The sequence below is a fragment of the Phytobacter sp. V91 genome, assembly GCF_965644225.1.
Lineage (GTDB): Bacteria > Pseudomonadota > Gammaproteobacteria > Enterobacterales > Enterobacteriaceae > CBFFRJ01.
On record NZ_CBFFRJ010000041.1, the window covers coordinates 1 to 22,985 of the forward strand.

Here is a 22,985-nt window from a genome sequence, read left to right on the forward strand (position 1 = left end):
GTTCTGCGGAATAAAGTATGAAAGCGTGGCGGAACTGGAAATAGCGACAGGGGAATACATCCGCTACTACAATCACGACAGAATAAAGATGGGGCTGGGAGGACTGAGTCCGGTAAATTATCGGACTCAGTCGCGCTCTCTGACCTGAACCTGTTCCAGGTTATGGGGTTCAGATCAGGGAGGAGAGGGGACTGTCCGTGCCTGGGGATCCCCCCGCTTTAATAAGAGCTTATCGCACACTGCCAATTGTACGATGGCTAAAGAGATTATGTAGAGTCTGTGTAATTCCTTTTCGCAAATGTAAAGTTCCTATGACCCTTGCCGATAACAGCGTTAACAAGTTTTCAGGAAGGTGTTGTATGTTGAACCGTATTCGCGTTGTCACATTGCTGATGAGTGTGCTGGTGGTCTTTGCCTTACTCCAGTTAATTTCAGGCGGCCTGTTATTTTCTTCACTCAAGCAGAATCAGCAAAGCTTTGCGGTATCTAACGATCTGCGCATGCAACAAACCGAACTGACCAAAGCCTGGGAACTGATGCTGCAAACGCGTATCAACCTCAGCCGTTCGTCCGCTCGTATGATGATGGACCCCAATAATCAGCAGAGCACGGCGAAAACCGATCTGCTGAACAGCGCGAAAGGCAGCCTCGCCGAAGCCGCGAAACATTATGAGGCATTCCGTGCGCTGCCGGTGGTCGCGGAAATGGAGCCGGTGCGTCAAACGCTGGATGAAAAATATCAAACCTATGCGGCCGGATTAACCGAGCTGGTGCAGTTCCTTGAAAGCGGCAATATGGACGGCTTTTTCGCCCAGCCCACTCAGGGGATGCAAAATGGTCTTGGCGAAGCCATGGGCAAATACAGTCAGCTCAGTGAGTCTTTATATCGCCAGGCCTATGATGAAAGCACCAGCGACTATACCTTTGCCAAATGGCAGATGGCCGTACTGGCCCTGGCGCTGGTGGTCGTATTAGTTCTGGTCTGGCAGGGTATCAGCCGTATTCTGCTTAAACCGCTGACCGCGGTTATCCGCCACATTCGTGAAATCGCTGGCGGTAATCTTGCACATAATCTGGTAGTTGAAGGACGCAGCGAAATAACCGATCTTGCTCATAGCGTAGATCATATGCAGCGTTCGCTAATTGAAACGGTGACCAGCGTGCGTGAAGGTTCTGATGCCATTCACTCTGGCACCAGCGAAATCGCGGCAGGCAACAACGATCTCTCATCTCGTACCGAGCAGCAGGCTTCCGCGCTGGAAGAGACCGCAGCCAGCATGGAAGAACTGACGGCGACGGTGAAACAGAATGCCGAGAACGCTCGTCAGGCCTCGCTGTTGGCAAAAAGCGCATCGGACACCGCAGAGCGCGGCGGCAAAGTGGTCGATGGCGTGGTGAAAACCATGCATGACATTGCCGCCAGTTCGCAGAAAATCTCTGACATCACCAGCGTGATCGATGGCATTGCTTTCCAGACCAATATTCTGGCACTGAACGCCGCCGTTGAAGCCGCCCGTGCGGGTGAGCAGGGGCGTGGTTTTGCCGTGGTCGCCGGCGAGGTACGTAACCTTGCCAGCCGCAGTGCGCAGGCGGCGAAAGAGATTAAGGCCTTAATTGAGGATTCAGTCTCCCGCGTGGATACCGGCTCGGTGCTGGTAGAAACCGCAGGAGAAACGATGGACGATATCGTTAACGCCGTAACCCGCGTGAACGACATTATGGGTGAGATTGCGTCGGCATCTGATGAACAGAGCCGGGGCATCGATCAGGTTGCGCTGGCGGTATCCGAAATGGATCGCGTCACGCAACAGAATGCGTCGCTGGTTCAACAATCCGCAGCCGCTGCAGCTGCATTAGAAGAACAAGCCAGCCGCCTGACCAGGACGGTCTCTGCTTTCAGACTCTCTTCTGTACCTGGAAACCCGGCTCAGCGTGCGCTAAATCCGGCGGCCACTGTCGTACCGACAACCGCCAGAAATCGCCAGCTCTCAACCGGACAAGATGATAATTGGGAAACCTTTTAATAGATTTTTACGGCGGTCGGTTGCCGCCTGATGGGAGCGTGGATGTTAAACCGTATTCGTATCTCGACAACACTTTTTCTGATTTTGATTATTTGTGGCATTTTGCAGGTAGGGAGTAACGGGCTATCTTTCTGGGCTTTTCGTGAAAGTACCGGCCACCTGGAAGAGGTGGAAAAAAGCAACCAGCAGCGCAACACCCTGATGTTGACGCGCTCCATTTTGTTGCAGGCGAGCACGGCGCTGAATAAAGCGGGGACCCTGACCGCGCTGGCGTACCCGCCGGAAGATATCAAAGCATTAATGACGCAGGCGAAAGGGGATTTGGCCCAGGCTGATGCCAAAATGCAGGAGTTTTTAAAAATTCCGGCAATGACCGACGAAGGTAAGTCATTACAGGATGCGACCAAAGCGACTTATGCGGCATGGCATGGCGACCTGGCGCACCAGGCAACCTGGCTTGAGAATAACCAGCTGTCTGATTTTATGACCGCGCCGGTGCAGCAGTCTCAGGACGCATTTGATAGTAACTTTACTGCCTGGCAGGCGCACATTGACCACTTTGCGGAGCTGGCAAGAGCGGACGGGCAGAGCAATTACCAGCGTTCAGCGGTGATTTTTGCGGCGGTGGTGATTCTGGCGGCCCTGCTGACGTCCGGCGCTTTGTTCTGGTCTCGCAAAATGATTGTGCAGCCGCTGGCGATCATCAGCAGCCACTTTGACAGTATTTCTCAGGGCAATCTGGCGCGTCCGATTGCCGTTTTTGGCAAAAATGAAATCTCGGCTATTTTTGCCAGCCTGAAAAAGATGCAGACATCGCTGCGCACCACCGTGACTGACGTGCGTCAGGGTAGTTATGCGATGCATACCGGTATTTCGGAAATAGCGGCAGGTAATAATGACCTGTCAGCACGTACCGAAGAGCAGGCCGCATCGCTGGCGCAAACGGCTGCCAGCATGGAAGAGTTAACCGCAACCGTCGGTCAGAACGCCGATAACGCCCGTCAGGCCTCAAGTCTGGCGCAGAGTGCGGCGGAGACGGCGCGAAAAGGTGGGCAACAGGCATCAAATGTGGCAAGCACTATGCATGATATTGCCACCAGTTCACAAAAAATTAGCGACATCATCAGTGTGATCGATGGTATTGCGTTTCAGACCAACATTCTGGCACTCAATGCAGCAGTGGAAGCTGCACGTGCCGGTGAGCAGGGCCGCGGCTTCGCCGTGGTGGCCGGTGAGGTGCGTAACCTTGCCAGCCGAAGTGCACAGGCGGCAAAAGAAATAAAAGGGTTGATCGAAGACTCCGTCTCGCGTGTGCAGCAAGGTTCAGCGTTAGTGGATACGTCCGCCCAAACCATGATGGAGATTGTCCGTTCCGTTACTCAGGTCAACGACATCATGGGAGAAATTGCTTCAGCTTCGGATGAACAACGCCGTGGCATTGAGCAAGTTGCGCTGGCCGTAAGTCAGATGGATCAGGTGACCCAGCAGAATGCTTCCCTTGTGGAAGAGGGTGCTGCGGCAACCGATCAACTCGCCCATCAGGCGGATCATCTGACCTCACTGGTTGCAGTATTTAAAGTTGAAGACCATGTTTCATCACCAGAAGTGGCACCGCCCGGCGGCGTGCCTGTTGCATCATAAACCAGGTTGAGAACGCGCTATGACATCATCGCTGCCCAGTGGGCAAACGTCATCCATATTGCAACAGATGACTCAGCGCCTCGCGCTGTCTGACGCGCATTTTCGTCGAATTTGTCAGTTGATTTATCAGCGAGCCGGGATCGTGCTCGCCGACCATAAAAGGGACATGGTTTACAACCGGCTGGTCCGTCGTTTGCGTACGCTCGGGCTGGATGATTTTGGGCGCTACCTGAGCATGCTCGAAGCGAACCAAAATAGTGCAGAGTGGCAGGCGTTTATTAACTCGCTGACCACTAACCTCACCGCCTTTTTTCGCGAAGCTCATCACTTCCCGGTACTGGCAGAACATGCGCGTAAGCGCAGTGGTGAGTACCGTATCTGGAGTGCGGCAGCCTCAACCGGAGAAGAACCTTACTCGTTGGCCATTACCCTCGCGGACGCGCTGGGTATGGCGCCGGGACGCTTTAAGGTGATTGCCAGTGATATCGATACCGAAGTGCTTGAAAAAGCGCGCAGCGGTATCTATCGCCAGGATGAACTTAAAACGCTGTCGCCTCAGCAGTTACAGCGCTATTTCATGCGTGGAACCGGGCCTCATTCCGGTTTAGTGCGCGTGCGCCAGGAACTGGCGAATTACGTGGAATTTATGCCGCTGAACCTGCTCGATAAACAGTACAACGTTCCTGGGCCGTTCGACGCTATTTTTTGCCGTAATGTAATGATTTACTTTGATAAAACGACGCAGCAGGATATTTTGCATCGTTTCGCACCATTGCTTAAGCCTGACGGATTACTCTTTGCCGGGCATTCGGAGAATTTCAGCAACCTCGTGCGTGAGTTTAGCCTGCGTGGGCAAACCGTATATGCGCTGAGTAAGGAAAAAGCATGAGTAAAATCAGGGTAATGTCTGTTGATGATTCGGCGCTGATGCGCCAGATCATGACTGAAATTATCAATAGTCATAGTGATATGGAAATGGTTGCTACCGCGCCTGATCCGCTGGTTGCCCGGGATTTAATCAAAAAATATAACCCTGATGTGCTGACGCTGGATGTCGAAATGCCGCGTATGGACGGGTTGGATTTTCTTGAGAAACTGATGCGTCTGCGACCGATGCCGGTGGTGATGGTATCGTCCCTGACCGGAAAAGGGTCTGAAATCACTCTGCGCGCGCTGGAACTGGGCGCCATTGATTTTGTGACCAAGCCGCAGTTGGGGATCCGCGAAGGCATGCTGGCCTACAGTGAAATGATTGCCGATAAGGTGCGCACTGCGTCACGTGCACGCGTGGCGGCACATCATCCGGTGGCCACGCCTGTTGCTCTGATGAAATCGGGACCGCTGTTAAGTTCGGAAAAATTACTCGCGATTGGGGCGTCAACCGGAGGAACAGAGGCAATTCGTCATGTACTCCAGCCATTGCCGCTTTCAAGTCCGGGTATTCTGATTACGCAGCATATGCCGCCGGGCTTTACCCGCTCATTTGCTGAACGTCTGAATAAGCTGTGTCAGATAAGCGTGAAGGAAGCGGAAGACGGTGAACGCGTATTGCCAGGGCATGCCTATATTGCCCCAGGCGATAAGCATATGGAACTCGCCCGTAGTGGCGCGAACTATCAAATTAAAATTCATGATGGCCCACCCGTAAACCGGCATCGTCCGGCGGTGGATGTTCTTTTTCATTCGGTCGCCAAACATGCCGGGCGTAACGCCGTTGGCGTTATCCTGACAGGGATGGGCAATGATGGGGCGGCGGGAATGCTCGCGATGCACCAGGCGGGTGCCTGGACCATCGCGCAGAATGAAGCAAGTTGTGTGGTGTTCGGCATGCCGCGCGAAGCCATCAATATGGGTGGCGTAAGCGAAGTGGTCGATCTGAGTCAGGTTAGCCAGCAAATGCTGGCGAAAATTAGTGCCGGACAGGCAATACGTATTTAACGAGGAGTGAAGTTTTATGGCGGATAAAGAGCTCAAATTTCTGGTTGTGGATGATTTCTCCACGATGCGTCGTATCGTGCGCAACCTGTTAAAAGAGCTGGGGTTCAACAACGTTGAGGAAGCCGAAGACGGCGTTGACGCGCTGAACAAACTCCAGGCCGGCGGATTTGGCTTTGTTATCTCTGACTGGAACATGCCGAACATGGATGGTCTTGAGTTGCTTAAAACCATTCGTGCTGATGGCGGCATGTCTTCATTGCCGGTTCTGATGGTAACGGCGGAAGCCAAGAAAGAGAACATTATTGCAGCAGCGCAGGCTGGTGCGAGTGGCTATGTAGTGAAACCGTTCACTGCTGCAACCCTGGAAGAGAAACTCGGTAAGATCTTCGAGAAACTCGGCATGTGAGGACTGGACGATGATTCAACCTTCAATTAAACCTGCGGAAGAACATTCACCGACCGATATCATTGCCCGGATCGGCAGTCTGACCCGTATGCTGCGCGACAGCCTGCGCGAACTGGGTCTCGATCAGGCCATTGCAGAGGCCGCGGAAGCGATTCCCGATGCCCGCGATCGCCTTGACTACGTGGTACAGATGACGGCTCAGGCCGCCGAGCGTGCGCTGAACAGCGTGGAAGCCTCTCAGCCGCATCAGGATGCGCTGGAAAAAGGCGCTAAAACGCTGTCAAAACGTTGGGATGAGTGGTTTGAAAATCCAATCGAATTGAGCGAAGCGCGTGAACTGGTGACCGATACCCGTAAATATCTCGGTGATGTACCGGGTCACACCAGTTTCACCAACGCCCAGTTGATGGACATCATGATGGCGCAGGATTTCCAGGACCTTACGGGTCAGGTTATTAAGCGCATGATGGATGTGATTCAGGAAATTGAGCGTCAGCTGCTGATGGTGCTGCTGGAAAACATTCCGGATCAGTCCGCGCGGCCGAAACGCGAAAACGAAGGCCTGCTTAATGGTCCGCAGCTTGACACAACCAAAGTGGGAGTTGTGGCCAGCCAGGATCAGGTCGATGACCTGCTGGACAGCCTCGGCTTCTGATGGGCGTGCGTTAAGCTATGTTGATCAAGCGGGATGCAGAAATGTGTCCCGTTTTTTCATTCGGCAAAGATAAAACACAGCGCCACGGTATTATTAAGCATATGTAGCAGGACAGGGATCAGCAGTCCGCCCGAGACCATCCTGATGACGCAAAGCAGGGCTGAAAAGGTAAACAGCCAGACAAACGTCGATGGCGTCTGGTATTGGGTATGCACCAGCGCAAAAAGCACGGAGGTGACAATAATCCCCTTTTGTCTGGCAAAGCGCCCCCAGCCTATTGACGCATTCAGTAAAAAACCACGAAAAATGACCTCTTCACAAAATGGCGCGATGACGCAGATAGCGAGAGCGGATGCCCATTGCGCCGCAGATGAGTAATTCCGTAGCGACATTAACCACTCTTCTTCAACCCCCAGAAACTGCCAGATGATATTGAGCACCAGGATCGTAGCAAGGCCAATGGCGAAAATCGGCAAACTGAACGAGCCCAAAGACAGAAAGGGGTAATGTCGATTGTATTGCCGCCATAGCAGGACTGCACAAGGGAGACTGAAGGCGAGGCTGACGAACAGCATGGCGAAGCCGGAGTAATACAGTTTGTTGTAGCCAGGTAACAGTATCGGAAAGAAAAATACACAGTGGTAAATCACGACGGCGGCAATGCACATTAACGCGTGGTGACGTCGCTGCGTCAGGGACGATAGCATGTCAGGCTTCCTTGTTGTATTCATGCTTTGTGGAGGTGGAATCAAAGACGGGCTTTACCGCCCGCGGCGTAGTATATCGGAGAGATGAGGTCGCAGGTTTAGATAAATTTCATTCCCATGCTGTTGTCGCCCATTCTCAAATCGCGAAAACCCCCTGTTTTTATGCCTTACTCTGCCCATTAGACAGGCTTGACTCTGGCAATATGTCATCAAACCTCTACCCGTGGATTGCGCCGTGGCAGACGATAGCGACGACAAAACAGAAGCCCCCACATCGCACCGACTAGAAAAGGCGCGAGAAGAAGGGCAGGTCCCCCGATCGAAAGAACTGACCTCAATACTGATTTTATTGGTCGGCGTGGGCATTCTGTGGATGGGCGGCGAGGCACTGGCGCGGCGTCTGACCTTGATGTTGTCTGCCGGTTTGCGTTTTGACCACAACATTATTAATGACCCGAACCTGATTTTGAGTCAGATAATATTGCTGATAAAAAATGCCATGTTCGCGCTGCTCCCGCTAATAACGGGGCTGGTTATCATCGCAATACTGGCTCCCCTGATGCTGGGCGGCCTGGTGTTCAGCGGTAAGTCACTGCAGTTTCAGTTTTCGAAAATCAATCCGCTGAGCGGGATTAAACGCCTGTTTTCCGGCCAGGTCGGTGCTGAGCTGGTTAAGGCGGTAATGAAAGCGCTGTTGATGGGTAGTGCGGCCGGTTTTTACTTGTGGCATAAATGGCCGGACGTGATGCGGCTAATGACTGAAGCGCCGATTACGGCGATGGCCAGCGCCCTGAATATCACCGGGATGTGTTGTGTGCTGGTGGTGCTGGCGATTATCCCGATGGTCGGGTTTGACGTTTTTTGGCAGATTTACAGCCATATCAAAAAATTGCGTATGTCCCGTCAGGATATTCGTGATGAATTTAAGCAGCAGGAAGGCGACCCGCATGTGAAGGGGCGTATTCGCCAGATGCAACGTGATGCCGCGCGCCGCCGCATGATGGCGGATGTTCCCAAAGCGGATGTCATTGTGACCAACCCGACGCACTATGCCGTCGCGTTGCAATATGACGAGAATAAAATGAGTGCGCCAAAAGTGGTGGCAAAAGGCTCGGGTCTCATTGCCCTGCGCATTCGTGAACTGGGCGATGAACATCGCATTCCGATGCTTGAGGCGCCGCCGCTGGCGCGTGCGCTTTATCGTCACGCGGAAATCGGGCAACAAATCCCCGGTCAGCTGTATGCTGCCGTCGCCGAAGTGCTGGCGTGGGTATGGCAATTGAAACGCTGGCGGCTGACGGGCGGCCAGCGTCCGGTTAAACCTGCTAATTTGCCGGTGCCTGAGGCGCTGGACTTTATGAACGAGAAGGACGAGAAAGACACTGATGGCTAATCTGGCAAACCTGTTGCGCCTGCCGGGCAACCTGAAATCAACGCAATGGCAAGTACTGGCAGGCCCGGTACTGATATTGCTGATTTTGTCGATGATGGTACTGCCGTTACCGGCTTTCGTACTGGATTTGCTCTTTACCTTCAACATTGCGCTGTCGATCATGGTGTTGCTGGTTGCCATGTTCACCCAAAAAACCCTCGAGTTTGCGGCTTTCCCGACCATTCTGCTGTTTACCACTTTGCTGCGCCTGGCGCTCAACGTGGCCTCCACGCGTATCATTTTGCTCGATGGACATACCGGGGCGGCAGCGGCAGGTAAGGTGGTCGAAGCCTTCGGTCACTTCCTGGTTGGCGGTAACTTTGCCATTGGTATCGTGGTGTTCATTATCCTCGTTATCATCAACTTTATGGTTATCACCAAAGGTGCCGGGCGTATCGCGGAAGTGGGCGCGCGCTTCGTACTCGACGGGATGCCAGGTAAGCAGATGGCGATTGACGCCGATCTGAACGCCGGACTTATCGGTGAAGATGAGGCCAAACGCCGCCGCTCTGAAGTGACCCAGGAAGCCGATTTCTACGGCTCAATGGATGGTGCGAGTAAGTTCGTCCGTGGTGATGCCATCGCCGGTATTCTGATCATGGTGATCAACATTGTTGGCGGCCTGCTGGTGGGCGTTCTCCAGCACGGTATGGATATGGGGCATGCCGCGGAAAGCTACATCCTGCTGACCATCGGTGACGGTCTGGTGGCACAGATCCCGGCGCTGGTTATCTCTACCGCAGCGGGTGTTATCGTTACCCGCGTGGCCACCGATCAGGATGTTGGTCAGCAGATGGTGGGGCAACTGTTCAGCAACCCACGCGTTATGTTGTTGAGCGCCGGGGTGCTGGGTCTGCTGGGCCTGGTTCCGGGAATGCCGAACTTTGTCTTCCTGCTCTTCACCGCTGCCTTGTTAGGACTTGCCTGGTGGCTACGTGGTAAGGAGCAAACAGCGCCTGCGGAAGCCGCGCCGATTAAAATGCCAGAGAATACGCAGGCGGTTGAAGCAACGTGGAATGATGTGCAACTGGAAGATTCGCTGGGGATGGAAGTCGGCTATCGCCTGATCCCGATGGTGGATTTCCAGCAGGACGGCGAGCTGCTGGGACGTATTCGTAGTATCCGTAAGAAGTTTGCCCAGGATATGGGCTTCCTGCCGCCGGTCGTGCATATTCGTGACAATATGGATCTGCCGCCCGCCCGTTATCGCATCCTGATGAAAGGGGTCGAAGTGGGCAGCGGCGAAGCCTATCCGGGACGCTGGCTGGCGATTAACCCCGGCACCGCGGCAGGTTCATTACCCGGTGAACAGACGGTCGATCCGGCGTTTGGTCTGACCGCTATCTGGATTGAGAGCGCCCTGAAAGAGCAGGCGCAAATTCAGGGCTTCACCGTGGTTGAGGCCAGTACCGTCGTGGCAACGCACCTTAACCATCTGATCAGCCAGTTCGCTCCGGAACTCTTTGGTCGCCAGGAAGCGCAGCAATTGCTCGACCGCGTTACCCAGGAGATGCCAAAGCTGACCGAAGATCTGGTGCCTTGCGTAGTGACCTTGACCACCATGCACAAGGTTCTGCAAAACCTGCTGGCGGAGAAAGTGCCTATCCGCGATATGCGTACCATTCTCGAAACCCTGGCAGAGCACGCGCCGCTGCAAAGCGACCCGCACGAACTGACCACCGTGGTGCGTGTGGCACTGGGGCGCGCTATTACCCAGCAGTGGTTCCCGGGCACTGGCGAAGTGCAGGTTATTGGCCTTGATACGCCACTGGAGCGCCTGCTGTTGCAAGCCCTGCAGGGGGGAGGCGGTCTGGAGCCAGGTCTCGCAGACCGGCTGCTGGCACAGACTCAGGAAGCGCTGTCACGTCAGGAAATGATGGGCGCGCCGCCGGTGCTGCTGGTTAACCATGCGCTACGACCGCTGCTGTCGCGTTTCCTGCGCCGTAGTCTGCCGCAGTTGGTGGTGCTGTCTAACCTCGAAATGTCTGACAACCGCCATATCCGGATGACCGCAACCATCGGAGGCAAGTAATGCGTTTCCTTCTGGGATTGCTGCTGGCGCTGCCTTTGGTTGTGCAGGCCGCGGGGGAAGGCGCCTGGCAGGCAAGCAGTGTGGGCTTAATTTTAAGTCACCGTGGGCAGGCGGCATCCTCCCGCGTGCTGGCTCCCTCTCAGCCGGTAAACGGTTTAATGACGCTGGTGGTCTGGCGCTATGAACTGACGGGCCCAACGCCTGCGGGCTTAAACGTGCGACTCTGTTCGCAGACCCGCTGCGTGCAGATTGATGGGCAGAGTGGCAGCACCGTCGGCTTTGCCGGCGTACCGGCAATTGAGCCGCTGCGCTTTATCTGGGAAGTCCCTGGCGGCGGGCGTTTGATCCCGGCGCTGAATGTTCGCAGTAATCAGGTCATCGTTAACTACCGCTAATCGCTCGTCTTTTCAGCAGTCATCATTTTCTTTTTTAAGATTTTGATGACTCGCTCTCAATTTTTGACCCTCTCTTTTGAAGCATTAGAAACACTGTTTTATAAATCAGTGACGCACATGATGGCACTCTTTGCTTTTTTGCCAGTCAGCGCGTTTTGATGGCAGAAACAGAAAGGTTTCACATCGCACATACTTTTACTTTAGCCGTATAAGAACTACCTTTGGCGCCGCCGGATTGCCAAAGGTCCCTCACTATTAGACAGGGTTAACGGCAATGAAAACACGTAAAATTGGTTTAGCGAACTACCTCGCCTACGGTTCTGGCGACTTCCTTGGGGCAGGTACCACGGCACTGACTGCGGCCTGGCTTCTGTATTTCTACACAACGTTTTGTGGCTTAACACCGATCGAAGCCACCTTCATTTTTGCCGCAGCTCGCGTGCTTGATGCCGTCGTCAGCCCGCTGATGGGCTTTTTGACCGATAATTAAGTCCGGTAAACCCCCGGCTTTGCCGGGGGACTCCGAAAGGTTTGACCTTTAAGTCAGTCGCGCGAATCTGAAATCTCCGCCAAGAGATGAGGATTCGTGATGAGAGACTTTCAGAGCTTAAGCCATACGAAATGGGACTGTAAATATCACGTAGTTTATATCCCCAAACGCCGGAATCAGCGGTTACCAGTATTATCGCCAGACCGGCGATGAGTCGGTGCGCGATATTATCGACAGCTGGTTTACGGAGCGCTTTGCCGAAGGTGCGACGACCAAAAATGTTAACACCATGGCGCCGTTCCTGACTCTGGCTTACCGCCACGAAGAAACCGGGAATCCGGCTGATCTACCCTGGCTTGAAACCTGGGCTGAATGGGCGATGAACGAGATGCCGCGTACCGAGCACGGCGGCATGCAGCACATCACTCTGGCGGAAGAGAATCACCAGCAGATGTGGGATGATACCCTGATGATGACGGTGCTGCCGCTGGCAAAAATCGGCAAACTGCTTAATCGTCCTGAGTACGTTGAAGAGGCGGTTTATCAGTTCCTGCTGCATGTGCAGAATCTGATGGACAGAGAGACTGGCCTGTGGTTCCACGGCTGGAATTATGAAGGCAATCATAACTTTGCCCATGCGCGTTGGGCGCGGGGCAACAGCTGGTTGACCATTGTGATCCCGGACTTCCTTGAACTGGTCGACTTGCCGCAAAACAATGCCGTACGGCGTTATCTGGTACAGGTGCTGAATGCGCAAATCGCTGCGCTGGCGAAATGCCAGGATGAGAGCGGTATGTGGCATACGCTGCTCGACGATCCAGAGTCCTACCTGGAAGCGTCGGCAACCGCCGGGTTTGCCTATGGCATCCTCAAGGCGGTACGTAAGCGCTATGTCGGGGCGGAATATGCCGACGTTGCCGAAAAGGCCATTAAGGCGGTGGTGAAAAACATTTCGCCGGAGGGGGAGCTGCTTCAGGTTTCCTTTGGTACAGGAATGGGCAGCGTTCTGGCGTTTTATCGCCAGATCCCGCGCACTTCCATGCCATACGGGCAGGCCATGGCCATGCTCTGCCTGACGGAATATCTGCGTAAATACTTCTGACGACAGGAAGAGCGGCGGCAGGAAAAGATCCGTGACTCTAATGGGTTGCGGATTTTTTTGTGACCCAATTAGTTACAACATACTAATGATTTGGTGTTGTACCAGGCGGTCAGCGGCTGAGCCGTTTGTATTGTCTGACAGGAAAAACAACGTCCCCATTGCACCCGGCGTTATGGCTTAGTTCGGACACAATCCTGTCGGTTTCTTCAGCGGACCGCACTGGTCAAAGCCATAAACCTTGTAGCCTTTAGCTTCCATGCAGCTCATCACCTTTTGGCTACGGATGCCCGATTGCTCACTGCTCTCACCCGGGTTGAGGGTATTCAGACTCCAGCGGGGATCATCAAGGCTACCCTTGGGAACCACACCGCAGTCGTATAAATCGGCTTTACGCCGGGCAACGTTGGTATAGCCCGATGCTTCAGGTTTCTGGAAGAGTTGGATCCACGGAACATACTTGTAATTCGACGAATCCATATCCGCCACGACGCAGCCGGATAACACAAACAGACTCGCGATAACTCCCGCCATCTTTACCATCTTTCCCCCAATATTCATGTGTCTGGTGGCATATTTACCCTGGTTTAGCGGCAAAAAAAAGCCGTAACATCATCTGTCACGGCTTTTCTGACTCAGCATCCTGGGATGCAAGTTTAACGCTTACATACGTTCAACCGTTTCAATACCCAGGGTATCGAGACCCAGTTTCAGGGTTTTTGCTGTCAGCAAGGCCAGCTTCAGACGGCTGGTACGTACTTCTTCGCTCTCCGCGCTGAGAATAGGGCAGTGCTCATAGAAGCCAGAGAACAGACCGGCAAGATCGTACAGATAGGCGCACATCACGTGTGGCGTACCTTCACGGGCAACCATCGTCACTGTCTCTTCGAATTGCAGCAGTCGGGCAGCCAGCTGGGCTTCACGATCTTCCGTAATGCTGACCGGGGCGCTTAATAACTCGCTCTCTTCAATACCGGCTTTACGGAACACCGACAGCACGCGGGTGTAAGCGTACTGCATATAAGGCGCGGTGTTGCCTTCAAAGGCCAGCATGTTGTCCCAGTCGAAGATATAGTCGGTGGTGCGGTTTTTCGACAAGTCTGCGTATTTAACCGCTCCGATACCGACCGCATTGGCCAGTTTTTCCAGCTCATCGGCAGGCATATCCGGGTTCTTTTCTGCCACCAGGCGACGGGCGCGTTCCAGCGCTTCATCAAGCAGGTCTGAAAGCTTTACTGTCCCGCCAGCACGGGTTTTAAACGGTTTGCCGTCTTTACCCAGCATCATGCCGAACATATGGTGTTCCAGCGACAGGGTCTGCGGGATATAACCGGCTTTACGTACAATGGTCCATGCCTGCATCAGATGCTGGTGCTGGCGGGAGTCGATGTAGTAGAGCACACGATCGGCATGCAGCGTCTCGTAACGATACTTGGCGCAGGCGATATCGGTTGTGGTGTAGAGGTAGCCGCCATCCTTTTTCTGGATGATGACGCCCATAGGTTCGCCTTCTTTGTTTTTGTACTCATCGAGATAAACGACGGTTGCGCCTTCGCTTTCCACCGCCAGACCTTTTGCTTTCAGGTCAGCCACGATGCCCGGTAACATCGGGTTGTACAGGCTCTCGCCCATTACGTCGTCGCGGGTCAGCGTCACGTTCAGACGCTCATAGGCAATCTGGTTCTGGCCCATGGTGATGTCGACCAGTTTGCGCCACATCTGACGGCAGTATTCGTCGCCGCCTTGCAATTTCACCACATAGCCGCGTGCGCGCTCGGCAAAGGCTTCATCTTCGTCGTAATGTTTTTTAGCTTCACGGTAAAAGCCCTCAAGATCCGCCAGCGCCATTGCACCGGCATTTTCCTGCTGCTGTTTTTCCAGATACGCAATCAGCATGCCGAACTGAGTACCCCAGTCGCCGACGTGGTTCGCCCGGATCACTTTATGGCCGAGGAATTCCTGGGTACGCACCGCCGCGTCGCCAATAATGGTGGAACGCAGATGGCCGACGTGCATCTCTTTGGCGACGTTCGGGGCGGAATAATCGATAACAATGGTCTGCGGCTCCGGCTGCGCAACGCCCAGGCGATCGGATTGCAGCGCAAGGCTGACATGTTCGGCCAGAAATTCGGGAGCAAGAAAGATATTGATAAAGCCAGGGCCGGCAATTTCAACTTTGCTGGCAATCCCGTTGAGGTCGAGATGCGTCAGAACCTGCTCAGCCAGTTGTCGGGGGGCCATGCCCAGTTTTTTGGCAATCGCCATCACGCCGTTAGCCTGATAGTCGCCAAACTGAACTTTTGCTGACTGGCGAACCTGGGGTTCGCAATCCGCAGCCGCACCTGCGGTTATCAGCGCCTGACTGACTTTTTCTGAGAGAAGAGTCTGAATATTCACCGGGATACCTTACATTGTTGACATAGCGTGCAGTGGGCAGGCTGGGTCAGGGTGTTGATTATGAAAGGCGGGAGTATACTGCAATTGCCCCATGGCGTCAGCACTGGAACCGCAGTGGTTATTGATTCGGTTCAAGGCTTGGTATGGCTGGCAGAACAAGGTAGATTAGCCGCCTGATACACTGCACGGATCTGAACAAATGGCCAACTGGCAGACAATAGACGAACTGAACGATATTTGTGCGGACTTACCGCGTTTTATTGCTGATTTCAGCCAACTGACCACCCGCCTTGGGCTGGATATTGCTCCGCTGGACGCTGACCATATCTCCTTACGCTGCCACCAGAATGCGACCGCTGAACGCTGGCGTCGCGGTTTTGAGCAATGTGCTGAACTTCTGTCTGAAACCTTAATCAATGGCCGGCCGATCTGTCTGTTCAGACTGCATGAACCGGTGTGCGTTGAACACTGGCGCTTTTCGGTGGTGGAATTACCCTGGCCGGGGGAAAAGCGCTATCCCCATGAAGGGTGGGAGCATATTGAGGTTGTGCTGCCAGGTGAGCCGGAAACGCTCAATGCTCGTGCGCTGGCTTTGCTTGCGGACGAGGGGCTGAGCCAGGCGGGTATTTTTGTCAAAACCAGCTCGCCAAAAGGTGAACGCGAGCGTTTGCCGAATCCGACCCTGGCCGTGACGGACGGTAAAGTGACGGTGAAATTTCATCCCTGGTCAATAGAAGAGATAGTGGCCAGTGAGCAGTAGTATCTGACGGTGTGATAACGCCAGCGATAAAGGGAGAGAACATGACGTTACTGGAGATCTGTTGCTACAGCGTATCCTGCGCGCTGAGTGCGCAGCAAAATGGCGCTGACCGTATCGAATTATGTGCCGCGCCGAAAGAGGGAGGGCTCACGCCGTCATTCGGCGCGCTGAAAGCGGCGCGTCAGGCGGTGACCATTCCGGTGCACCCGATTGTGCGTCCGCGCGGCGGCGATTTTTGCTACAGCGAGGCCGAATTTGCGACTATGCTCGAAGATATCCGCCTGATCCGTGACCTGGGTTTTCCCGGCGTTGTCACCGGTGTTCTGGATGAAGAAGGACAGGTGGATTTTCCACGTATGCAGTTGATTATGCAGGCATCGTCCGGGCTGGCGGTGACCTTTCATCGCGCTTTTGATATGTGTGTTGATCCCTCTCAGGCGGCAAAGACGCTGGGGCAACTAGGGGTGGCGCGTATCCTCACTTCAGGGCAACAGGCATCGGCGGAAAAAGGTATTTCAATAATTACGGAACTAAATGCCCGGTCAGGTGTTCCAATAATAATGGCGGGCGCAGGCGTGAGAGCTGGCAATCTGGATGTCTTCCTCAATGCAGGGATCCGTGAAGTACACAGTTCGGCAGGGCAGTTAATGCCGTCGCCTATGCGTTATCGCAATACAGGATTATCGATGTCGGCAGACGCTAGCGCGGATGAATATTCCCGTTACGTAGTGGATGGCGATGCCGTGGCGGAGATGAAAGCGAAGATCGCTCATCATTATCTGCCGTAACCCGTTTTTACCGCAGCATCATGTCGCCCAATATGATGCTTATTTGTACCAGGCCCCTGCAAATTCAACAGGGGCCTTTTTTTATCTTTCTCCGGCATATTTCGGCCTGCGGCGGCGTTGTCTATGGCTTTCTGGCAATCAACACGGCGCGTACCGGGGCCGGATAGCCTTCAATGGTTTTGCTGCTGTCATCAGGATCGAGGAACTCGGCCAGCGATTCGGTCACCATCCAGTCAGTACGACGTTGTTCTTCTAATGTGGTGGTGTTGACATCAACAATTCGCACGTCCACAAATCCGCACTTTTCCAGCCAGTTTTTCAGCGCCGCAGCAGAGGGAATAAAATAGACATTACGCATCTGCGCATAGCGGTCGCCCGGTACCAGAACGCTATTTTCGTCGCCGTCGATAACCAGGGTTTCCAGCACCAGTTCGCCGTCCTGCACCAGCTGATCTTTAAGCTGCCAGAGGTGCTCCAGCGGCGAACGACGATGATACAACACCCCCATTGAGAAGACGGTATCAAAGGCGTTCAGCGCCGGGAGTTGTTCAATGCCGAGCGGCAATAGATGCGCGCGGCGATCGTCGCCCAGAAGTTTACGAATCGCTTCAAACTGATGGAGGAAAAGCTGGGTCGGATCGATACCCACGGCGAACTTCGCGCCAGCGCCGATCATGCGCCACATGTGGTAGCCACTGCCGCAGCCGACATCCAGAATCGTGCGGCCGCGCAAATCGGACAGGTGCGGCAGAACGCGATCCCATTTCCAGTCAGAGCGCCATTCGGTATTGATGTCCAGCCCGTAGAGGGAGAAGGGCCCTTTACGCCACGGCATCAAATTACGCAGATGGGTTTCAATGCGGGTAAGCTGCCCGGCGCTGAGAGGCTCTTCGCTTGTGGCAATGACGCCGTTTTGCAGATCGAGCCCGAAGGGTTTCAGCTCCGGCAGGTAATTAATGGCGCTGGTCCACTGCTTAATTTGTCCATGCACCGCCTCGCGCTGCCAGGTGGCGATTTGCGCGGGCAAAGTTTCCAGCCAGTGGGATAACGGACTGACGGCAATCTGTTGGTAAAAACGTTCAAAAGTAATCATGCGCCATTCCCTGCTTTTACGGCAACCAGCGAACCAAAGTTAAAGCACTGGAACCAGACTTCACTGTGCTCAAAGCCTGCGGTCTGCAAACGCGCTTTATGTGTGGCGACAGAATCGGTCAGCATAACGTTTTCCAGCATGCTGCGTTTCTGACTGATCTCCAGTTCGCTGTAGCCATTGGCGCGTTTAAAATCGTGATGCATATTGAACAGCAGCTCACCAACGTTTTGATCTTCGAAACTGAATTTCTCGGACAGCACCAGCGCGCCGCCTGGGTTAAGGCCCAGATAAATTTTATCAAGCAGGGCCTGACGCTCGGGTGGTTCAAGAAATTGCAGGGTGAAGTTAAGCACCACCAGCGAGGCATTCTCGATGGTGACGTCGCGAATATCTCCTTCAACGACCTGAACAGGCGTTGGCGCTTTATAGGCATCAATATGGCGACGGCAGCGTTCAACCATGGCGGGAGAATTATCCACCGCGATAATTTTACAGCCATCATGATGTATATTGCGGCGTACAGAGAGCGTGGCAGCGCCCAACGAACAACCCAGATCATAAATCTGCGTCTGCGTCTGCACAAATCGCTCGGCCAGCATGCCGATCATCGAAATAATATTGGAGTAACCCGGAACAGAACGCTGGATCATGTCCGGGAAGACTTCGGCAACCCGTTCGTCAAAGGTCCAGTCGCCCAGGCTGGCGATAGGCGCGGAAAATAGCGTGTCGCGGTTAGACATAATGTAAATACCCGGGAAAACAAAGTGGCGTATTGTGCGCTAACGCAGGGAGAAAACCAACTCCCATGGCATATACCACAGATTGGCAAGCACCATCAGCAGCATTGCGCACCAGGTCGCGCTCATGGCAGAGCGTCGCCAGCGGAATAAGCGATGATGAAAAGCGTAGTAGTGCAGCAGACGTCCGGCTATTAATAGTATGCCGCAGACGTGCACCATCCAGGTTTCAGCGCCATTCATCTCCATAAACAGCAGCAGGAGTAACGCAATTGGAATGTACTCCACCGCATTGCCGTGGATACGAATGGCACTCTGCAACTCACTGAAACCGCCGTCACCATAGCTGACGCGGTATTGCATCCGCATGCGCACGACATCGAATGAAAACTTAATCAGCAGTAACGCACCCAGCACGGCATAAAGCGCGCTAACCATACAAACTCCCTTTAATACCCTTCATGGAACCCGAATCATTTTGGGTATGTTATCTGACGGCGTTTCAATGATAGGTAATCTATTCAGAAAAGAGAAGATTGCTGAGGTATGGAGGGGGCATTTCCGAGCGAGGGGAGGGCGTGCTGCAAATCCGTCCATAAAGTGTCTACCAGAACCGGAGCCTCGGCAATGTCCGGCGTATGCAGAAACAGATAAGGGGTGGTGGTTTGCTCCCAGACGGCGAGTTTTGCCAGCCATACGGCGAACAGTTGCCTGTTTTGCACCATATTATCGCTACCGATAAAACGTACCATTGGATGGCTGGCGGTCACCAGGGCGTGAACCGGGACTTTGGGCTTTTTTCGTTGTGCGTCAATAATTGCCTGATTGTGAGCCACCGCGCTATGCACCGGGCGGCTGTCGAGGATCACCCGATTGACCTTGCGCTGAAGCAGACCCCGGTTGAACGCCTGCTCATTTTCACCTTTGGCAAAAAATTCCGGGTGACGCACTTCAACACCGTAGCTGAACTGCGTCGGTAAACTGTCGAGAAATGCCCAAAGCGCGGGCATATCGCGCGGACCAAAGGTTGCGGGGAGCTGCAGCCAGTACTGGCCGATCCGGTCTGCGAGCGGATCCATGCGGGTGAAAAACTCATGGGTCAGGTCATCGCACTGGCGTAATGACGCCGTATGGGAAATGGTGGCCGGAAATTTAAAACAAAAGCGGAACTCATCATGGGTTTGCGCGCGCCAGCGCTGAACGATGTCGGCCTTTGGTAAGGCATACAGCGTGGTGTTTCCCTCCACACAGTTAAAGTGGCGGGCATATTCTGCAAGACCGGTGATACCCAGTCGCACCCACCTGGGGTGCGACCATTGGGGAAGTCCCAGATAGATCATAGTGCGGCAAGGATCTCGTCAGTGGTACGCACGCGCCCAATGCGCGGGAAAATATGCGTCATGCTGCTCTGATGTTGCTCTGCGGTGGCCGTCGAGCAGGCATCTTCCACAACTATCAGATTGAAGCCCATCTCCCAGGCGTTACGGGCGGTGGATTCGACGCCAATATTGGTCGCAATTCCACACAGCACAATGGTGTCGATACCGCGACGACGCAGCTGCAACTCAAGGTCTGTACCATAAAATGCGCCCCACTGGCGTTTAGTGACCTCAATATCGCTCGCCTGTTTACCAAGCGCCGCGGGGTAGTCCCACCAGTTTTCGGGTAAGGCATGGCCGCCTGCGGCATCAACCGGCTGTTTCAGCGCTTCCGCGAAATCGGCTGACCAGCCGACCCGCACCAGAATCACGGGGGAGCCATTGGCGCGAAATTTATCGGCCAGGCGAGCGGCGCGGGTGACCACCTCTGCTGCGCTGTACGGGCCTGCGCCAAAAGGGAGAATGCCTTCCTGAAGATCAATGACCACCAGGGCGGTTTTTGCACAATGAAGTTCCAGCATGATTACTCCTGAAATATGAATGACATCACATTTACCTTACGCGGTATATGCGCCTGCACGGTTTACAATTTTTGTTAATTTTTGTGAGAATAGACACTAAGCGTGCAGCAAACGCGCTTACGGGCGGTATCGGGCTTATCGTTAGCCATTATTTCCAGTATAATAGCCCCCTTTTTTCATCCAGTTGTGACATTCAGCTAAAGCTGCGATAACGTCGCCTGCACGACAGGCAACAAACAGCCTGCGGCTAAGTTAAGGGATATCTCATGCGTACAGAATATTGCGGGCAACTGCGTAAGACCCATGTCGGGCAGCAGGTGACTTTGTGTGGTTGGGTCAATCGTCGTCGTGATCTCGGCAGCCTTATTTTCATTGATATGCGTGACCGTGAAGGCATCGTTCAGGTGTTCTTCGATCCAGACGCTGAGGCCTTCAAGCTGGCCTCAGAACTGCGTAATGAGTTCTGCATCCTGGTGACCGGCACCGTGCGTGCGCGTGACGAGAAAAACGTCAACAGCGATATGGCGACCGGCGAAGTGGAAGTGTTCGCCACTGAACTGACCATCATCAACCGCTCTGAGCCGCTGCCGCTGGACTCCAACCAGGTTAACACTGAAGAAGCGCGCCTGAAATACCGCTACCTGGACCTGCGTCGTCCGGAAATGGCCCAGCGCCTGAAAACCCGTGCGAAAATTACCAGCTTCGTGCGTCGTTTTATGGATGATCACGGTTTCCTCGATATCGAAACCCCAATGCTGACCAAAGCGACGCCGGAAGGCGCCCGCGATTATCTGGTGCCTTCGCGCGTACACAAAGGCAAATTCTATGCGCTGCCGCAATCCCCACAGTTGTTCAAACAGCTGCTGATGATGTCCGGCTTTGACCGCTACTACCAGATCGTTAAGTGCTTCCGTGATGAAGACCTGCGCGCTGACCGTCAGCCTGAATTCACGCAGATTGATGTTGAAACATCCTTTATGACCGCGCCTCAGGTTCGCGAAGTAATGGAAGACCTCGTGCGTAAACTCTGGCTGGATGTTAAAGGCGTGGATCTGGGGCAGTTCCCGATCATGACCTTTGCTGAAGCGGAACGCCGTTACGGCTCAGATAAGCCAGACCTGCGTAACCCGATGGAGTTGGTTGATGTAGCCGATCTGCTCAAAGAAGTAGAGTTCGCTGTCTTTGCAGGCCCGGCAAACGATCCTAAAGGCCGTGTTGCCGCCCTGCGCGTGCCAGGCGGTGCTTCTCTGACCCGTAAGCTGATTGATGACTACGGTAACTTCGTTAAGATCTACGGTGCGAAGGGTCTGGCGTACATCAAAGTGACTGAACGCGCGAAAGGCCTGGAAGGGATCAACAGCCCGGTGGCCAAATTCCTTAACGCTGAGATCGTGGAAGCGATACTGGAACGTACTGGCGCACAGGACGGCGACATGATTTTCTTCGGCGCTGATAACAAGAAAGTGGTCGCCGATGCCCTGGGCGCACTGCGCCTGAAACTGGGTAAAGATCTCAGTCTGACCGACGAAAACGTCTGGGCGCCGCTGTGGGTTATCGACTTCCCGATGTTTGAAGACGATGGTGAAGGCGGTCTGACCGCAATGCACCATCCGTTTACCTCACCGAAAGACATGAGCGCCGCCGAACTGAAAGCTGCGCCGGAAGATGCGGTGGCTAACGCCTACGATATGGTTATCAACGGCTACGAAGTGGGTGGCGGTTCCGTGCGTATCCACAGCGGCGAGATGCAGCAGACAGTGTTTGGCATTCTGGGTATCAACGAACAGGAACAGCGTGAGAAATTCGGCTTCCTGCTCGACGCCCTGAAATATGGCACGCCGCCGCATGCTGGCCTGGCTTTTGGTCTGGATCGTCTGACCATGCTGCTGACAGGCACCGACAATATTCGTGATGTTATTGCCTTCCCGAAAACCACCGCCGCCGCCTGTCTGATGACTGAAGCGCCGAGCTTTGCCAATCCGGCCTCTCTGGCTGAACTGGGTATTGACGTGGTTAAAAAGGAAGAGAAAAACTGATATGGCTTATAAGCGTCCCGTTTCTGTCTTAGTCGTCATCTACGCCCAGGACACGAAACGGGTGCTGATGCTACAGCGACGCGATGACCCTGATTTCTGGCAGTCGGTAACCGGCAGTCTGGAAGGGGAAGAACTCGCGTCGCAGGCTGCCGCGCGTGAAGTAAAGGAAGAGGTCGCCATTGATGTCGCTCTTGAGCAACTGACCTTAGTAGACTGCCAGCGCACGGTAGAATATGAAATTTTTAGTCATTTACGTCATCGTTACGCCCCCGGTATTGAGCGCAATACGGAATCCTGGTTCTGTCTTGCACTCCCCCATGAGCGAGCCATCGTGTTCACTGAACATCTGGCTTACCGCTGGGTTGATGCGCCGCAAGCGGCAGCATTAACCAAGTCGTGGAGCAACCGACAGGCGATTGAAGAGTTTGTAATTAACGCCGCCTGAGAAGGCGCGC

22 protein-coding genes and 3 pseudogenes are annotated in these 22,985 nt (G+C 54.0%); 17 read left to right on the forward strand and 8 right to left on the reverse strand.

Annotated elements, in window-relative coordinates; translation table 11 throughout:
* The 7 genes from ACSZO4_RS10530 to cheZ form a co-directional block, all read left to right on the forward strand.
* Positions 1-148: IS3 family transposase (locus tag ACSZO4_RS10530; protein ID WP_437888908.1), on the forward strand; the 148-nt coding region annotated here is incomplete at its 5' end.
* 211 nt (positions 149-359) lie between these two features.
* A complete protein-coding gene (gene tar, locus ACSZO4_RS10535) occupies positions 360-2,024 on the forward strand; it encodes a methyl-accepting chemotaxis protein II (RefSeq protein WP_437888874.1) in 1,665 nt (554 codons plus the stop codon).
* A 42-nt stretch (positions 2,025-2,066) separates the two neighbouring features.
* Complete coding sequence (gene tap, locus ACSZO4_RS10540) at positions 2,067-3,665, forward strand: methyl-accepting chemotaxis protein IV (RefSeq protein ID WP_437888875.1); 1,599 nt, start codon at positions 2,067-2,069, stop codon at positions 3,663-3,665.
* A gap of 19 nt (positions 3,666-3,684) precedes the next feature.
* The gene (gene cheR, locus ACSZO4_RS10545) at positions 3,685-4,554 is read left to right on the forward strand and encodes a protein-glutamate O-methyltransferase CheR (protein WP_437888876.1); all 870 of its coding nucleotides are present in this window, start codon (positions 3,685-3,687) and stop codon (positions 4,552-4,554) included.
* The gene (locus tag ACSZO4_RS10550) at positions 4,551-5,603 is read left to right on the forward strand and encodes a protein-glutamate methylesterase/protein-glutamine glutaminase (RefSeq protein WP_437888877.1); all 1,053 of its coding nucleotides are present in this window, start codon (positions 4,551-4,553) and stop codon (positions 5,601-5,603) included. Before cheR ends, ACSZO4_RS10550 begins: the two co-directional genes overlap by 4 nt.
* 16 nt (positions 5,604-5,619) lie before the next feature.
* Positions 5,620-6,009, forward strand: coding sequence for a chemotaxis response regulator CheY (cheY, locus tag ACSZO4_RS10555; protein WP_234674422.1), 390 nt, complete (start codon positions 5,620-5,622; stop codon positions 6,007-6,009).
* A 10-nt stretch (positions 6,010-6,019) separates the two neighbouring features.
* Positions 6,020-6,664 carry a protein phosphatase CheZ gene (gene cheZ, locus ACSZO4_RS10560; protein WP_437888878.1) on the forward strand — a complete coding sequence of 215 codons (645 nt, stop codon included), beginning with the start codon at positions 6,020-6,022 and terminating at the stop codon, positions 6,662-6,664.
* A 56-nt stretch (positions 6,665-6,720) separates the two neighbouring features.
* On the opposite strand, the gene ACSZO4_RS10565 is transcribed toward cheZ, so the two are convergent.
* A complete protein-coding gene (locus ACSZO4_RS10565; protein ID WP_437888879.1) occupies positions 6,721-7,371 on the reverse strand; it encodes a CPBP family intramembrane glutamic endopeptidase in 651 nt (216 codons plus the stop codon).
* A 235-nt stretch (positions 7,372-7,606) separates the two neighbouring features.
* Here ACSZO4_RS10565 and flhB point away from each other — a divergent pair, with 235 nt between their 5' ends.
* The 6 genes and pseudogenes from flhB to ACSZO4_RS10595 form a co-directional block, all read left to right on the forward strand.
* A complete protein-coding gene (gene flhB, locus ACSZO4_RS10570; RefSeq protein ID WP_437888880.1) occupies positions 7,607-8,764 on the forward strand; it encodes a flagellar biosynthesis protein FlhB in 1,158 nt (385 codons plus the stop codon).
* Entirely contained in the window at positions 8,757-10,835 is a 2,079-nt protein-coding gene (flhA, locus tag ACSZO4_RS10575; protein WP_437888881.1) for a flagellar biosynthesis protein FlhA, read from the forward strand. Before flhB ends, flhA begins: the two co-directional genes overlap by 8 nt.
* Positions 10,835-11,230 (forward strand): flagellar protein FlhE, encoded by a 396-nt coding sequence (flhE, locus tag ACSZO4_RS10580; protein WP_437888882.1) that lies wholly within the window; start codon positions 10,835-10,837, stop codon positions 11,228-11,230. Before flhA ends, flhE begins: the two co-directional genes overlap by 1 nt.
* A gap of 274 nt (positions 11,231-11,504) precedes the next feature.
* Positions 11,505-11,717: pseudogene (locus tag ACSZO4_RS10585) on the forward strand (MFS transporter); the annotation flags it as partial.
* 102 nt (positions 11,718-11,819) lie between these two features.
* A pseudogene (locus ACSZO4_RS10590) lies at positions 11,820-11,906 on the forward strand (IS200/IS605 family transposase); the annotation flags it as partial.
* Positions 11,905-12,822: pseudogene (locus tag ACSZO4_RS10595) on the forward strand (glycoside hydrolase family 88/105 protein); the annotation flags it as partial. The pseudogenes ACSZO4_RS10590 and ACSZO4_RS10595, both read left to right, overlap by 2 nt.
* A 177-nt stretch (positions 12,823-12,999) precedes the next feature.
* Here the strand turns inward: ACSZO4_RS10595 and ACSZO4_RS10600 are convergent.
* The gene (locus ACSZO4_RS10600; RefSeq protein WP_437888883.1) at positions 13,000-13,353 is read right to left on the reverse strand and encodes a hypothetical protein; all 354 of its coding nucleotides are present in this window, start codon (positions 13,351-13,353) and stop codon (positions 13,000-13,002) included.
* A 129-nt stretch (positions 13,354-13,482) separates the two neighbouring features.
* Positions 13,483-15,216: an arginine--tRNA ligase gene (gene argS / locus ACSZO4_RS10605; protein ID WP_437888884.1), complete on the reverse strand. Its 1,734-nt coding sequence runs from the start codon at positions 15,214-15,216 to the stop codon at positions 13,483-13,485.
* Positions 15,217-15,415: 199 nt separating this feature from the next.
* On the opposite strand from argS, the gene ACSZO4_RS10610 reads away from it, so the two are divergent.
* Both ACSZO4_RS10610 and cutC read left to right on the forward strand, forming a co-directional pair.
* Positions 15,416-15,976: a VOC family protein gene (locus ACSZO4_RS10610; RefSeq protein ID WP_437888885.1), complete on the forward strand. Its 561-nt coding sequence runs from the start codon at positions 15,416-15,418 to the stop codon at positions 15,974-15,976.
* A 41-nt stretch (positions 15,977-16,017) separates the two neighbouring features.
* Positions 16,018-16,764 (forward strand): copper homeostasis protein CutC, encoded by a 747-nt coding sequence (gene cutC, locus ACSZO4_RS10615; RefSeq protein WP_437888886.1) that lies wholly within the window; start codon positions 16,018-16,020, stop codon positions 16,762-16,764.
* Positions 16,765-16,885: 121 nt separating this feature from the next.
* Here cutC and cmoB read toward each other — a convergent pair whose 3' ends face one another.
* The 5 genes from cmoB to ACSZO4_RS10640 form a co-directional block, all read right to left on the reverse strand.
* The gene (gene cmoB / locus ACSZO4_RS10620) at positions 16,886-17,857 is read right to left on the reverse strand and encodes a tRNA 5-methoxyuridine(34)/uridine 5-oxyacetic acid(34) synthase CmoB (RefSeq protein WP_437888887.1); all 972 of its coding nucleotides are present in this window, start codon (positions 17,855-17,857) and stop codon (positions 16,886-16,888) included.
* Positions 17,854-18,597, reverse strand: coding sequence for a carboxy-S-adenosyl-L-methionine synthase CmoA (gene cmoA, locus ACSZO4_RS10625; RefSeq protein WP_437888888.1), 744 nt, complete (start codon positions 18,595-18,597; stop codon positions 17,854-17,856). Before cmoA ends, cmoB begins: the two co-directional genes overlap by 4 nt.
* Positions 18,598-18,636: 39 nt before the next feature.
* Positions 18,637-19,032, reverse strand: coding sequence for an MAPEG family protein (locus ACSZO4_RS10630; RefSeq protein WP_437888889.1), 396 nt, complete (start codon positions 19,030-19,032; stop codon positions 18,637-18,639).
* A gap of 83 nt (positions 19,033-19,115) precedes the next feature.
* The gene (locus ACSZO4_RS10635) at positions 19,116-19,934 is read right to left on the reverse strand and encodes a DUF72 domain-containing protein (RefSeq protein WP_437888890.1); all 819 of its coding nucleotides are present in this window, start codon (positions 19,932-19,934) and stop codon (positions 19,116-19,118) included.
* Complete coding sequence (locus ACSZO4_RS10640) at positions 19,931-20,494, reverse strand: hydrolase (RefSeq protein WP_437888891.1); 564 nt, start codon at positions 20,492-20,494, stop codon at positions 19,931-19,933. Before ACSZO4_RS10640 ends, ACSZO4_RS10635 begins: the two co-directional genes overlap by 4 nt.
* 266 nt (positions 20,495-20,760) lie before the next feature.
* Here ACSZO4_RS10640 and aspS point away from each other — a divergent pair, with 266 nt between their 5' ends.
* Together aspS and nudB are read left to right on the forward strand one after the other, a co-directional pair.
* The gene (aspS, locus tag ACSZO4_RS10645; RefSeq protein ID WP_437888892.1) at positions 20,761-22,530 is read left to right on the forward strand and encodes an aspartate--tRNA ligase; all 1,770 of its coding nucleotides are present in this window, start codon (positions 20,761-20,763) and stop codon (positions 22,528-22,530) included.
* Position 22,531: 1 nt separating this feature from the next.
* On the forward strand, positions 22,532-22,975 hold the full coding sequence (nudB, locus tag ACSZO4_RS10650) for a dihydroneopterin triphosphate diphosphatase (protein WP_437888893.1): 444 nt from the start codon (positions 22,532-22,534) through the stop codon (positions 22,973-22,975).
* Positions 22,976-22,985 lie beyond the last annotated feature (10 nt).

Coding starts and splice junctions, on each gene's coding strand:
- tar (WP_437888874.1), top strand. CDS start 360: ATGTTGAACCGTATTCGCGTTGTCACATTGCTGATGAGTGTGCTGGTG.
- tap (WP_437888875.1), top strand. CDS start 2,067: ATGTTAAACCGTATTCGTATCTCGACAACACTTTTTCTGATTTTGATT.
- cheR (WP_437888876.1), top strand. CDS start 3,685: ATGACATCATCGCTGCCCAGTGGGCAAACGTCATCCATATTGCAACAG.
- ACSZO4_RS10550 (WP_437888877.1), top strand. CDS start 4,551: ATGAGTAAAATCAGGGTAATGTCTGTTGATGATTCGGCGCTGATGCGC.
- cheY (WP_234674422.1), top strand. CDS start 5,620: ATGGCGGATAAAGAGCTCAAATTTCTGGTTGTGGATGATTTCTCCACG.
- cheZ (WP_437888878.1), top strand. CDS start 6,020: ATGATTCAACCTTCAATTAAACCTGCGGAAGAACATTCACCGACCGAT.
- ACSZO4_RS10565 (WP_437888879.1), bottom strand. CDS start 7,371: ATGCTATCGTCCCTGACGCAGCGACGTCACCACGCGTTAATGTGCATT.
- flhA (WP_437888881.1), top strand. CDS start 8,757: ATGGCTAATCTGGCAAACCTGTTGCGCCTGCCGGGCAACCTGAAATCA.
- flhE (WP_437888882.1), top strand. CDS start 10,835: ATGCGTTTCCTTCTGGGATTGCTGCTGGCGCTGCCTTTGGTTGTGCAG.
- ACSZO4_RS10600 (WP_437888883.1), bottom strand. CDS start 13,353: ATGGCGGGAGTTATCGCGAGTCTGTTTGTGTTATCCGGCTGCGTCGTG.
- ACSZO4_RS10610 (WP_437888885.1), top strand. CDS start 15,416: ATGGCCAACTGGCAGACAATAGACGAACTGAACGATATTTGTGCGGAC.
- cutC (WP_437888886.1), top strand. CDS start 16,018: ATGACGTTACTGGAGATCTGTTGCTACAGCGTATCCTGCGCGCTGAGT.
- cmoB (WP_437888887.1), bottom strand. CDS start 17,857: ATGATTACTTTTGAACGTTTTTACCAACAGATTGCCGTCAGTCCGTTA.
- cmoA (WP_437888888.1), bottom strand. CDS start 18,597: ATGTCTAACCGCGACACGCTATTTTCCGCGCCTATCGCCAGCCTGGGC.
- ACSZO4_RS10630 (WP_437888889.1), bottom strand. CDS start 19,032: ATGGTTAGCGCGCTTTATGCCGTGCTGGGTGCGTTACTGCTGATTAAG.
- ACSZO4_RS10635 (WP_437888890.1), bottom strand. CDS start 19,934: ATGATCTATCTGGGACTTCCCCAATGGTCGCACCCCAGGTGGGTGCGA.
- ACSZO4_RS10640 (WP_437888891.1), bottom strand. CDS start 20,494: ATGCTGGAACTTCATTGTGCAAAAACCGCCCTGGTGGTCATTGATCTT.
- aspS (WP_437888892.1), top strand. CDS start 20,761: ATGCGTACAGAATATTGCGGGCAACTGCGTAAGACCCATGTCGGGCAG.
- nudB (WP_437888893.1), top strand. CDS start 22,532: ATGGCTTATAAGCGTCCCGTTTCTGTCTTAGTCGTCATCTACGCCCAG.